The sequence below is a fragment of the Caenimonas sedimenti genome (assembly GCF_007833165.1).
In the GTDB taxonomy this organism is placed as follows: domain Bacteria; phylum Pseudomonadota; class Gammaproteobacteria; order Burkholderiales; family Burkholderiaceae_C; genus Ramlibacter; species Ramlibacter sedimenti.
In genome coordinates this window covers 104,808-116,833 of sequence record NZ_VOBQ01000019.1, presented here as the reverse complement: position 1 = coordinate 116,833, position 12,026 = coordinate 104,808, and the positions used below count along the sequence as shown (strand labels likewise).

Below are 12,026 nucleotides of genomic sequence, written 5' to 3'. Positions count from 1 at the left end.
GTTCCTGGCGTTGACGCCGGTGCCGCGGACCGGTGAAATGCGGCATCCAACAGCGGAGACCGCATGAATCACGTGAAACGAATCCCGGCGCTGGCGGCGCTTGTGGTGGTCAAGCTTCCTTGAGCGCCATGACGACATTCGCGACCGGCCTGTTCGCCGGGCGCCATGTGCTGGTCGTCGGGGGCACCTCCGGGATCGGCGCCGGCATCGCCGCGGCGTTCCTGAAGCAGGGGGCCCGCGTCCATATGACGGGCGCGACTCCCGCGGACGTGGAGGCCGCGGCGGCCGATGCGCAACTCGAGGGGGCACAGCGGTCGGTGCTGGACGTGCGGGACGACGCGGCGGTGCCGAACTTCATCGCATCGCTCTCCAGCCTCGACGTCCTGGTCAACTGCGCCGGCATCCTGCGGCGCGGCGAGGAGCTGGACCCCAAGGTGTTCGCCGACGTGCTGGACATCAACCTCAACGGCACCATGCGCACCTGCGCCGCCGCACGTGCGCTGCTGCGCGCCAGCGGCGGCAGCATCGTCAACACCGCGTCGATGCTCAGCTTCTTCGGTGGCGGCCTGGTGCCGGGCTACTCCGCCAGCAAGGGTGGCGTGGCCCAGTTGACCAAGTCGCTCGCCATCGCCTATGCCGATGACGGCATCCGGGTGAATGCGGTGGCGCCAGGCTGGATCGCCACCCGCCTCACCGGTGCGCTGCAGGAAGACCCAGCGCGCAGCGGCGCCATCCTGGCGCGCACGCCGCTCAAGCGCTGGGGCCGGCCGGAGGACGTGGCGGGCGCCGTGCTGTTCCTGGCTTCGCCGGCGGCTTCATTCGTGACCGGGGTCATCCTGCCGGTCGATGGCGGCTACCTCATCACCTGAAATGACCGAACGATGATCTTCCAGCTCCCAGGCATCCGCCCCGAAATCGCCGAGCAGGCCATCCCCGACGACGAACGGGTCTGGGTGCCGCAGGCGAAGGACGTGTGGTTCCGTCCCTTGCTGCTCAACACCGTGACCGGCAGCTGGTGCAACCTGCTGCGCGTGCGCAAATCCGGCGTGCTCTCGCGCCACATCCATCCCTCTTGGGTCACCGGTCTGGTGCTGAAGGGTGCGTGGCGCTACCTGGAGCACGACTGGGTCGCGCGCGAGGGCAGCTTCGTCTACGAGCCGCCCGGCGAGATCCACACGCTGGTCGTCGACGAAGTGGCCGATGCGCCCGAGATGATCACCTTCTTCAACATCCACGGTGCCATGGTCTACCTGGACGAGAAGGGCGCGGTGACAGGCTACGAAGACGTCTTCAGCAAGATCGACATGTGCCGCAAGCACTATGCGCAGTGCGGCCTCGGGGAAGCGTTCATCGATCAGTACATTCGTTAGTTCAGCCGAAGCGGCCGAACCAGACCAGCGAGAACCCCGCCGCTGCCAGCGCGAGCAGGGCCGACGCCAGCGCGAGCAGGGCGGTCACCTCGGTTTCGCGCGACTGCACCTGCACCTGCGAGCCGAGCGTCTCGTAGACGCTGCGCAGCTTCTCCGCCGTGCCCGCATGGTGGTATTCGCCGCCGGTCATGCGCGCCACTTCGCGCAGGGTCGGCTCGTCGAGCTGGAGATAGATCGACATGCCTTCGGGCATGACGGCGTCGCCACCCAGCGTGCCGAGCCCGACCACGTGGATGCGGATGCCGCGGTCGGCGGCCATCTTCGCGGCTTCCAGCGTGTCGACGCCCGTGGTGCGGCGCCCGTCGCTCAGCAGGATGATGGCGGCGGAGGTGTGCGAGCCCGGCTTCACCGGGGTGAACTGCTTGGGCTGCTTCTTGTCCTTGTCATCCAGGCTGCGCGCCTGCGGCTTCCGGCTGCTGCCGAAGGTCATGTCGCCGACGTCGATGCCATGGTCCGGGAACAGCTCCGACAGGCACACCACGATGGCGTTGCCGATGGCCGTGCCCCTTTGCATCTGCAGGTTGTCGATGGCGGTCACCAGGGAGCCCCGCTCCAGCGTCGCGGACTGCGCCACCTGGCTGCTGCCGGCGAACGTGACCAGCCCGACCTCGATGTCGCGCGGCAGGTCTTTCAGGAACAGCTTCGCGGCCTCCTGGGCGGCCACCATGCGGGTCGGCTTGACGTCGTTGACGCGCATGCTGAGCGACACGTCGATGGCCATCATGATGGTCGTGCGGGCCCACGGCAGCGGAACGCGCGCCACCGGCCGCGCCGTGGCGAGCAGGAGGACCGAACAGGCCAGCAGCAGCAGGACCGGGGGCACGTGGCGGCGCCAGCTGCGGCCGGCGGCGGCCGCGCGGACCACGCCGAGGCTGCTGTAGCGCACGGCTTCCTTGCGCCGCCTGCTCAACAGCCACAGGTACGCCGCTGGCAGCAGCGGCAGCGCCAGCAACAGCCAGAGGTATTCGGGCCACAGGAAGAACATGCGCCCCTATCGTGCCCGGGAAGCGGCCGCTCCGCAACCGCCCCGCCGTGAAACACCGCCGTTAGTCGTACTTGCCGCTGGCGGAGGTCTTCGGCGAGGTGCCCGGCGCCGGCTTGGCCGCGTCCGGCAGGTTCTGCCAGAGGTCCAGGTTGAACTGGTTCAGGGTCGGGCCGATGGCGAAGGTGCGGCAGCGCCAGGACTTCACCTTGGCCACGTCGGTGGCGGGCACCGTGAAGCTGACCTTGACCGTGCCGTTGTAGGCGCCGTTGGCCAGGTTGACGGTTTCGCCGCCGCCGGCGAGCGGCGCCTCGTTGTCGTTGACGGGCGGGTTGACGGAGGCATAGACCGCGCAGCCCACCTGGATCTGCTTCACCACGGCCGGCGGCAGGTTGTTGAAGTTGAGCGGGACGTTGAAGACCGCCTCCTTGGGCACCATGGGCAGGTTGATCTGGACTTGCGCGAGCGCGAAAGCGGGACCCAGCGCCAGGGCGCCCAGGGTCAGTCGAAGGTGTTGCATGGTCATTGCTTTCCTTTGTAGGAGAGGGGGGTGGCATTCACGGTGGCGATCCCCTTCGGGTCGCCGCGGCCCTGGTAGGCGAGCGCGACGGTCGTCACGCCGGGCAGCGGCGGCGCCTGTTTGCCGGCGTACGCGAGGGGCTGCGTCGTGACGGGCAAGATCAACGTCACCTCGCTCTTCCCCGTATAGGACAGGAAGGGCGCCTGGACCGGGGCGGAACCGAAGGGCGCGCCGTGGGCCGGCTGGAGGGCGAGGAAGGCGGCCGCCGCGGCGAAGTGGAAAGAGTTCATTGAAGGCTCCATGGCAGGAACGGGGGCATCCTAGGCAGGTGGGCGGCGCGGCTCCAATGACCAAAGTCATGGCCTTGCCACCCGCCGGACCGCCCCCATCTGCCCAGGATGCCCACCGCCCTGTCCGTACTCGACCTCGCTCCCATCACCGAAGGCAGCGATGCCGGCCGGTCCTTCCGCAACTCGCTCGAGCTCGCGCAGCACGCCGAACGCTTGGGTTTCCGCCGCTTCTGGCTGGCCGAGCACCACGGCATGCCCGGCATCGCGAGTGCCGCCACGGCCGTGTTGATCGGGCACATCGCCGGTGGCACCCGCACCATCCGGGTGGGCGCGGGCGGCATCATGCTGCCCAACCACTCGCCGCTGGTGATCGCGGAGCAGTTCGGGACGCTGGAAGCCTTGTATCCGGGCCGCATCGACCTCGGCCTGGGCCGCGCGCCCGGTTCCGACCAGGCGACGTCCCGGGCCTTGCGGCGCGACCTCAGTTCCAACCCGGATGCCTTCCCGCAGGACGTGGTCGAACTCATGGACTTCATGTCCGACGAGCCCCGGCAGGCCATCCGGGCGGTGCCAGGCCGGGGCGCCAAGGTGCCCGTGTGGATCCTGGGGTCTAGCCTGTTCGGCGCCCAGCTTGCCGCGATGCTGGGCCTGCCCTATGCCTTCGCCTCGCATTTCGCACCCGGGCAGATGATGCAGGCCATCGACATCTATCGCGCCACCTTCAAGCCGTCCGCGCAGCTGGACAAGCCGTACGTGATGCTCGGCTTCAATGTCTTCGCCGCGGATACCGACGAAGAAGCCGCGGTGCTGGCGACCTCGATGCAGCAGGCTTTCGTCAATCTGCGCACCGGCCGGCCGTCGCGGTTGCAGCCGCCGCTGCCGGGTTACCGGGAGAGCTTGCCGGCGAATGCGCGCGCCATGCTCGAAGAGGTGCTGTCCTGCGCCGCCATCGGTTCGCCGGAGACCGTGCGGAACGGACTAGACGCGTTCATCGCGCGGACGGGCGCCGACGAGCTGATGATCACGTCGAACATCTTCGATCACCAGGCGCGGCTGCGTTCGTACGAGCTCACGGCGAAGGCGATGGCGCCGGGCTGAGGTCGTGACCAGGGGACGGCATTTGTCGCGCAGGTGATCGAGGCCGCGCGAACGGCACACCTACGATGGGTCTTCGAGAGAAATCGCTGTTCTGCACAGGAGAACAAGCACATTCACGGAGACTCAACCGATGGACTTTTCCTACTCGCCCAAGACGGTGGAACTGCAGCAGCGCGTGCTGGCATTCGTACGTGAACACGTGCAACCCGCCGAAGCGGAATTCAAGCGCGAGATGGCGGCCTTCCGCGCCGCCGGCAATCCCTGGCAGGGCACGCAGACGATGGAACGGCTCAAGGCGGCGGCGCGCGCCGCCGGGCTGTGGAACCTGTTCCTGCCGGAGTCGCAGGAAGGCGCCGGCTTGAGCAACCTGGAGTACGCACCCATCTGCGAGATCATGGGCCGCTACCCGCTGACGGGCGAAGCCATGAACTGCTCGGCGCCCGACACCGGCAACATGGAAATCCTGGAACGCTTCGGCACGCCGGAGCAGAAGCAGCGCTGGCTGAAGCCGCTGCTGGCGGGCACGATCCGGTCCGGCTTCGCGATGACCGAACCCGCGGTGGCCTCGTCGGACGCGACGGCGATCGAAAGCCGCATCGAGCGGGACGGCGACCAGTACGTGATCAACGGCCGGAAGTGGTGGACTTCCGGCGCGCCCGACCCGCGTTGCGAGATCCTGATCTTCATGGGCAAGACCGACCCCTCGGCCTCGACCTACCGCCAGCAGTCGATGGTGCTGGTGCCCAAGGACACGCCGGGCGTCGACGTCGTTCGCCCGCTCACCGTGTTCGGCTACGACCACGCGCCGCACGGCCATGCCGAAGTGAACTTCACGAACGTGCGGGTGCCGGTGACGAACGTGCTGCTGGGTGAAGGCCGGGGCTTCGAGATCGCGCAGGCCCGACTGGGGCCAGGGCGCATCCATCACTGCATGCGCCTGATCGGCATGGCCGAGCGCGCGCTGGAACTGATGTGCCGCCGTTCGCTGGCGCGCAAACCCTTCGGCAAGCTGCTTTCGGACCAGGGCGTCACGCGCGAGCGCGTGGCCAATGCCCGCATCATGATCGACCAGGCGCGCTTCCTGGTGCTGCACGCGGCGTACCGCATGGACACGGTCGGCAACAAGGCGGCGAAGAAGGACATCGCGATGATCAAGGTGGCGGCGCCCACCATGGCCTGCCAGGTGATCGACTGGGCCATGCAGGTCCATGGCGGCGCCGCGGTCTGCGAGGACACGCCGCTGGCCTCCATGTACGCCAGCGCGCGCACCGTGCGCTTCGCCGATGGCCCGGACGAGGTGCACCGCAACCAGATCGGCAAGATGGAGATCGAGCAATACATGACGGCGAAGGCCTGAGAACGAGCGATGTCCGACCTGCATTTTTCCTCCTGGCCCTCCCATGCACCCAGGCATCTCTGGGTGCCGGAGACCAGCCTCTGGCACAACGTGGAGGTGTCGGCCGCGCGCTTTCCGGACAAGCCCTTCCTGATCTTCTACGACACGGTCATCACCTACCGCCGCTACCGGGAAGAGTGCGAGCGCATGGCCGGCTACCTGCAGCATGCATGCGGCGTGACGAAGGGCGACCGCGTGCTGCTGTACATGCAGAACAGCCCGCAGTTCGTGATCGCCTTCTACGCCATCCTGCGCACCGGCGCGGTGGTGGTGCCGGTGAACCCGATGAACCTCACCGGCGAGCTGCGGCACTACGTGAGTGACAGCGGTGCGAAGGTGGCCTTCGTTGCACAGGACCTGTACCCCAACATGCAACCGCTGCTGGGCGGCGACGGCCTGGCCACCATCGTCGTGGCCACCTATCGCGACTACCTGGAGGTGCCGACCGACCTGAAGGTGCCGGAGTTCGTCGGTGCCGCCAAGGTCGCGCTGACCGATCCGGGTGCGGTCCACTGGTCCGATGCCATGCAGGCCGGGCACGTGCCCGCACCCATGGAGGCCGGGCCGGACGACCTGGCCGTGATGCCCTACACCTCGGGCACCACGGGCCATCCGAAGGGCTGCATGCACACGCACCGCAGCACCATGGTCAACGCGGTCGCGGGCGGCGTCTGGGGGCAGGTGAACCAGGGCAGTGTCGGCATCGGCGTGCTGCCGTTGTTCCACGTGACCGGCATGCAGGCCAACCTGAACGGTGCCATCTTCCACGGGACGACGACAGTGTTGCTGCCCCGCTGGGACCGCGACGCGGCGGCGCTGTGCGTGCAGCGCTACGGCATCACCGGCATGGGCCTCATCACCGCCATGGTGGTCGATTTCATGGCGAATCCCAAGCTCGGCGAGTACGACCTCTCCAGCCTGCGCCGCATCGCGGGTGGCGGTGCGGCCATGCCGAAAGCCGTGGCCAATGCGATGGAGCAGAAGCTGGGCCTGAAGTACGGCGAAGGCTATGGCATGTCGGAGACGATGGCCGCCACGCACATGAATCCGCCCGACAAGGCGAAGCCGCAGTGCCTGGGCATCCCCATCTTCGACGTCGATGCGCGCATCGTCGACCCGGCGACCCTGCGCGAGCTGCCGCAGGGGCAGACCGGCGAGATCGTCGTCCACGGCCCGCAGGTGATGCGGGGCTACTGGAACCAGCCGGAAGCGACGGCCCAGGCCTTCATCGAGATCGGCGGCAAGCGCTTCCTGCGCACGGGGGACCTGGCTTACGTCGACGAGGAGGGCTATTTCTTCTTCGTCGACCGGCTGAAGCGGATGATCAACGCGGCCGGCTTCAAGGTGTGGCCCGCGGAAGTGGAAGCCATGCTGTACCAGCACCCGGCGATCCAGGAGGCCTGCGTCATCGCGGCCAAGGACGAGCGGCGCGGCGAGACGGTGAAAGCCGTGATCGTGCTGCGGGCGTCGCACGTGGGGCAGGTGAGCGAGCAGCAGATCGTCGACTGGTCACGCGAGAACATGGCGGCCTACAAGGCGCCGCGTGTCGTGGAGTTTGTGCAGGCCTTGCCGAAGTCGGGCAGTGGGAAGGTGATGTGGCGGACGCTGCAGGAGCAGGAGGCGGGCTGAACCCTCGAAACTAAGGGTCTGGCGCGCGGCCTGTTCGAACGCTCACTGCCCGAGCAGCTGCCTGCGCCGCTCCGCGTACCAGTCGAGCAGGCAGTCGCGGGTGCGGCATTCGGCTTCGCGCCGCCGCCACTCGCGATCGCTCAGGCGCTGGAAGGCCGCCGGGTCCGGCGCTTCGCGTTTGGCCCGCGCGTAGATCCGGCCCAGCTCGCGGTCCTGGTTCGCCAGCTCTTCATCGCTGCAGATCAGCCGCTCCGGTGTCGAACGCGCCTTGGCGCAGTCGAAGCTCGGCTTCGCGGTGGGCGCGGTGATGGTGACCGCCTGCTTCGGCTCCGGCGAGGGTGCGCCGCCCCCGGTGGCGGCGGCGGGCCGCTTCTCGATCGCTGCAGTCCTGGTCTGCGATTTCGGCACTGCGGGGCGCGGGAGCTCGCCCACCACGGCTTCCGTCGGGCGCGACACGGCGTCGGCGCGCGGCCGTTGCTCCGCCTGTTTCGGGTGCTCGCGAATCGTCGCGATGGCCCGCAAGGCGAACTGGACCTTTTCGTCCGACTGCCCCAGCTGGGATTGATAGACCGCCAGCGCGTAGTCCAGCATCGATCCTGCCCGCTTCAGCATGTCCTGCGATCCGGAGGCACCTTCCTCGGCGAGGCTCGCGTAGTGCCGGGCCAGGTTGTACATCGCGTCGGCGCGAAGCAAGGTCGCCTTGGGATTGCCTGGTTGAACCGGAACGCGGCAAGCCGCGAGAAACGCAGCCTCGGCGTCGCGGTCGCGCCCGCTGGCCGCGGCTTCCTTGCCGCTCACGATGGACTTCGACGCATCGGTGGCGCCGTCGAAGCGTGCTTGGCCGTCCTTGGCGTCAGCGGCCGGGACCACCGCGGACGGCGGACAGGCGACCGCCACTGGCAACTGCGCCGCCTGGCGCTCTTCAGGAGGTGCCTTCACGTCCCCGTCACCAGTCCGCAGGGCGAACGAGACCGCCGTCGCCAGCGCGGCGCCGAGCGCCAAGCCACCGAGGAACAACGGAAGCCGCGATCGCGGCGAGGCAGGCATCCGGTCCGTCATGATGGGGTGAGGCTCGCTGCGTGCCACGTCAGCCCGGCGGCTTCCGGTGCGTCCGGTCCTGCAGGAAGATGTTGACGAGCAAGGTGACGCCGCCCAATGCGGCGGTGATGAAGCACGCGATGGCGAAGCCTGGGTAGCCCAGGATCCGGAAATCCGTGTTCACGCGCATGAGGAGCGCCGCGCCGATGATCAGGGCGGCCAGGATGAGGCCGGACGTGACGCGGTTCGCGATCTTCTGCATCCCCTGGATCACATCGCCCGCATCGACTGCGCGCACCTTGAGCTCGAGCTCGCGGTTGCTGACCGCATCGAGAATCCGGTTCACGCGATGGGGGAGGCCCGTCGCGAAGTTCTTGAACTCGATCGCGGCCGTCAGCAGGCTGCCTTCGGTCGATTCGCGCTTCATGCGTCTGGTCGTCAGTGCCGCCGCGTGGCGGCGGACTGCGGCGTTCGGGTCGAATTCCGGGTCGAGCACCCGGGCGATCTCGTCGAGCTGCAGGAGCGTCTTGGCCAGGAGCGTCAGTTCGCTGGGCACGAAGAGGCCGCAGTCCGCGGCGGTGCTGGAGACGCCGAGCAGCGTCTGCCCCACGTTGATGTGCTTCAGGCCGCGGCCTTGCTGCGCCGCGACCTGGGCGCCCAGGCGCCGGCGGAACTGGGCTACTTCCGCCTCTTCACCGCGTTCGCTCATCTGCACGATCACATCGGCGGCCTGCTCACTGCGGCCGTCGCTCACCGCAATCAGGACTTTCAGCAGGTTCTCCTGCATGTCCGGCGAAGTGCGTCCCACCATGCCGAGATCCAGCAGCGCCAGCCGTCCGTCGCGGGTGATGAACACGTTGCCGGGGTGCGGGTCGGCGTGGAAGAGACCATCGACGAGGACTTGTTTCAGGTACGCGTGGAACAGTTCATCAATCAGCGCGCTGCCGTCGATCTCCAGGCGCGCCAGCGCCGAAACCCCGGTGATCTTGGTGCCGTGGACGCGCTCCATCGTGAGCACCCGATGGGTGCAGAAGTCCGGCACGGGCTGGGGCACCGCGATGCGCCCGAATTCGGCCAGGTTGCGGCCCATCGCGACCAGGTTTTCGGCCTCGCGCTCATAGTCCAGCTCCTCGGCGATCGAAGCGCGGAATTCCTCCAGCATCCTTTGCAGCCGGTGGCGCCGGCCGACCTCCGTGTGCGAATCGAGGAACTGGGTGATCCGCGTCAGCACGTCGAACTCCTCGGCCACCTGCCTGGCCACGCCGGGCCGCTGCACCTTCACGACCACCTCGGACCCATCGCGCAACGTGGCGCGATGCACCTGCCCGAGCGAGGCCGCTGCCAGCGGTTCGGGGTCGAAGGAACCGAACGCCTTCGACAGCCGCGCGCCGAGCTCTTCCTCGACGATCTGGCGCACCTCTTCGAAGGCGAAGGGCTTCACATCGTCCTGCAGGCGCGCGAGCGACTGCAGCTGTTCGGGCGGCAGCAAGTCGGGCCTGCTCGACAGCACCTGGCCGAGCTTGACGTACGCGGGCCCCATCGCTTCCAGGTCGTCGGCCAGTTGCCGCGGCGTCGATGCGGCGCCCGGTACGACGGCACCAGGGAGCACCGTGCCGGCGATCGTTGGCGCCTGGACAGAGCGGCCGTGCTTCCACATCAATGCGGCAATCTGCCTCCAGCGCTTCAACTGCGTGTTCGGCGGCGTCATCTTCGCGTCGTGCGGTCGGGGATCCGGGGGGGGGCTCGCCTATCGCGCCGCGGCGCCCAGCGTCGTGGTGGCTGACTTCTTCGCCGGCTTCTTCGTGGTGCTGGTGCTCGCAGCGGTCAGCGCTTTGCGCTTGCCTGGAGGGCTGCACTCGTTGTTCTTGGCTGCCAGGCCTTCGGGGCAGATCACCGTGGGGGACCCGCCCCAGTCGGCGCCGCTTCCGTTGCCGGCGTGCACGCCCCCCGAAGTGGATTTGCCTTCGGCGTGGAGGCCGAACGACGCAGCCATCAGGCCACTCGCGAGAATGCAGACGAATTTGCGCATGGTGCTCTCCTTGCAGGATCGAGCCTCCATGATCGCGCGGTGACGGGACGTCGGCGTAGGCCCAATGACGACAAGCGAGTCGGCCGGAACCGCTCAGGGAACACCGCCTCTGGCGACGCGCGCGCCGATCGCGACCTTGTGCATCCGAGCCTGCACGGCACGACCTGCGGGGGGCCTGTCAATCCATCACACGCGGACGGCGATTTTGTCGCTGGAGATCGCGCGCCGGACGGCCGAAGATCCGGCTGCGCAATCCCGCGCTTCGGAGAACCCCATGAAGCAACTCATCACCCTCGTCCTCCTCGCTGTTGGCTGCTCGCTCGCCCAGGCCGCCGAAGCTGCGAAAACGCCGCAGCCCAACCGCATGGCGCTTTGCCAGAAGGAGGCCACTGCCTCGGGAAAGACAGGCAAGGAGCGCTCCGAGGTGCTCCGCGGTTGTCTTTCCGCGGGCAAGAAGAGCGGGAAGGATGCGTAGCCCGCTTGAGTCAGTAGCCTGACAACACCGCGGCCCGGTCCATCTGCGCGAACGCATCCCCGAACAGTTCCTGCAGCACCCGGGCCCGCTTCATGAACAGGCCCATGTCGAGCTCATCGGTCATGCCGATGCCGCCATGCAGCTGCACGCCTTCCTGCACCGCGCGATTGGCGGTGAGGCTGGCGCGGGCCTTGGCTTGCGCCACGCGCAGCGGCGCTGTCGCTGAACCGTCGTCGAGCGCTTGCAGCGCCTGCCGCACGATCGCCCGCGTCAGCTCCAGGTCGCAGAACAGCTCCGCCGCGCGGTGCTGCAGGGCCTGGAACTCGCCGATGATCCTGTCGAACTGCCGGCGCTCCTTGAGGTAGGTCGTGGTGCGCTCGAACACTTCGTCGGCGATGCCCAGCAGCTCGGCCGCGGCGATGGCACGGCCGACGTCCAGCACTTGCTCCAGCAAGCCGCCGCCGCTATCGACCGTGCCGACCAACGCGCTTTCGGCGAGTTGCACACCCTTGAGCGTCACGCGGGCCGCGTTGTGCGCGTCCGCCATCACCGTGCGCTCGATCACCAGGCCGCCGGCGTCCGCAGGCACCAGCAACAGCACGATGCCCTGCGCACTGCGCGCCGCCACGATCAACGCATCGGCGACATGGCCATCGACGACCAGGAGCTTCTGGCCGTCGACCCGCCAGCGGCCGTCCGACAGCACGGCGCTCGCGTCGATGCGCGACGGTTTGTGCCGCGGCTGCTCGTCCACGGCGAGCGCGAGGATCGCCTCCGCGGAGGCGATGCGGGGCAGCCAGGCTTGCTGCTGCGCCTCGCTGCCGGCCGTCTTCAACAGCCACGCCGCCAGGACCGCGGTGGAGAAGAAGGGCGTGGGGGCCAGCGTGTGCCCGATCTGCTCCGCGAGCAGGCCGGCTTCGACGATGCCGAGCCCGAGCCCGCCGTGGGCCTCGGGCACCAGCGTCGCGCTGTAGCCCTGCTCCGCAAAGGCGCGCCAGAGGCCAGGCGCGTAGCCACGCTCATCGTTCGAATCGCGCAACCGGCGCAGGTGCGTCACCGGTGCGCGTTCGCGCAGGAAGGTCTGCGCGCTGTCGCGCAGCATCGTGCGCTCTTCATTGGGAATCCAGGTCATCGCTTGC

Annotated in this window: 13 protein-coding genes; 6 read left to right on the top strand and 7 right to left on the bottom strand. The window is 68.3% G+C overall.

Going from position 1 to position 12,026, the window contains the following annotated elements; all coding sequences use genetic code 11:
- Positions 1 to 128: 128 nt before the first annotated feature.
- Positions 129 to 869: an SDR family NAD(P)-dependent oxidoreductase gene (locus tag FN976_RS23005; protein ID WP_145895417.1), complete on the top strand. Its 741-nt coding sequence runs from the start codon at positions 129 to 131 to the stop codon at positions 867 to 869.
- A 12-nt stretch (positions 870 to 881) separates the two neighbouring features.
- Positions 882 to 1,370, top strand: a complete 489-nt coding sequence (locus tag FN976_RS23000; RefSeq protein ID WP_145895416.1) for a 2,4'-dihydroxyacetophenone dioxygenase family protein — start codon at positions 882 to 884, stop codon at positions 1,368 to 1,370.
- A 1-nt stretch (position 1,371) separates the two neighbouring features.
- Here FN976_RS23000 and FN976_RS22995 read toward each other — a convergent pair whose 3' ends face one another.
- From FN976_RS22995 to FN976_RS22985, 3 genes are all read right to left on the bottom strand, one after another.
- Complete coding sequence (locus FN976_RS22995) at positions 1,372 to 2,415, bottom strand: VWA domain-containing protein (protein WP_145895415.1); 1,044 nt, start codon at positions 2,413 to 2,415, stop codon at positions 1,372 to 1,374.
- Between the two features lie 61 nt (positions 2,416 to 2,476).
- Positions 2,477 to 2,932, bottom strand: a complete 456-nt coding sequence (locus tag FN976_RS22990; RefSeq protein ID WP_145895414.1) for a hypothetical protein — start codon at positions 2,930 to 2,932, stop codon at positions 2,477 to 2,479.
- Positions 2,933 to 2,934: 2 nt separating this feature from the next.
- Positions 2,935 to 3,222: a hypothetical protein gene (locus FN976_RS22985; protein WP_145895413.1), complete on the bottom strand. Its 288-nt coding sequence runs from the start codon at positions 3,220 to 3,222 to the stop codon at positions 2,935 to 2,937.
- Between the two features lie 108 nt (positions 3,223 to 3,330).
- Between FN976_RS22985 and FN976_RS22980 the strand changes: the two genes are divergently transcribed.
- The 3 genes from FN976_RS22980 (at position 3,331) to FN976_RS22970 (ending at position 7,345) form a co-directional block, all read left to right on the top strand.
- A complete protein-coding gene (locus FN976_RS22980) occupies positions 3,331 to 4,320 on the top strand; it encodes an LLM class flavin-dependent oxidoreductase (protein WP_145895412.1) in 990 nt (329 codons plus the stop codon).
- Between the two features lie 130 nt (positions 4,321 to 4,450).
- Positions 4,451 to 5,677: an acyl-CoA dehydrogenase family protein gene (locus FN976_RS22975; protein WP_145895411.1), complete on the top strand. Its 1,227-nt coding sequence runs from the start codon at positions 4,451 to 4,453 to the stop codon at positions 5,675 to 5,677.
- Positions 5,678 to 5,686: 9 nt separating this feature from the next.
- On the top strand, positions 5,687 to 7,345 hold the full coding sequence (locus FN976_RS22970; RefSeq protein WP_145895410.1) for a long-chain fatty acid--CoA ligase: 1,659 nt from the start codon (positions 5,687 to 5,689) through the stop codon (positions 7,343 to 7,345).
- Between the two features lie 42 nt (positions 7,346 to 7,387).
- Here FN976_RS22970 and FN976_RS22965 read toward each other — a convergent pair whose 3' ends face one another.
- Genes FN976_RS22965 through FN976_RS22955 form a run of 3 tightly spaced genes read right to left on the bottom strand, consistent with a single transcriptional unit; the run spans position 7,388 to position 10,412 of the window.
- On the bottom strand, positions 7,388 to 8,392 hold the full coding sequence (locus tag FN976_RS22965) for a lysozyme inhibitor LprI family protein (RefSeq protein ID WP_186511112.1): 1,005 nt from the start codon (positions 8,390 to 8,392) through the stop codon (positions 7,388 to 7,390).
- Positions 8,393 to 8,432: 40 nt separating this feature from the next.
- A complete protein-coding gene (locus tag FN976_RS22960) occupies positions 8,433 to 10,091 on the bottom strand; it encodes an ABC1 kinase family protein (protein WP_145895408.1) in 1,659 nt (552 codons plus the stop codon).
- Between the two features lie 39 nt (positions 10,092 to 10,130).
- A complete protein-coding gene (locus FN976_RS22955) occupies positions 10,131 to 10,412 on the bottom strand; it encodes a hypothetical protein (RefSeq protein WP_145895407.1) in 282 nt (93 codons plus the stop codon).
- A 274-nt stretch (positions 10,413 to 10,686) separates the two neighbouring features.
- On the opposite strand from FN976_RS22955, the gene FN976_RS29000 reads away from it, so the two are divergent.
- Entirely contained in the window at positions 10,687 to 10,887 is a 201-nt protein-coding gene (locus FN976_RS29000) for a PsiF family protein (protein ID WP_186511109.1), read from the top strand.
- A 10-nt stretch (positions 10,888 to 10,897) separates the two neighbouring features.
- On the opposite strand, the gene FN976_RS22945 is transcribed toward FN976_RS29000, so the two are convergent.
- Positions 10,898 to 12,019: an acyl-CoA dehydrogenase family protein gene (locus tag FN976_RS22945; protein ID WP_145895405.1), complete on the bottom strand. Its 1,122-nt coding sequence runs from the start codon at positions 12,017 to 12,019 to the stop codon at positions 10,898 to 10,900.
- Positions 12,020 to 12,026 lie beyond the last annotated feature (7 nt).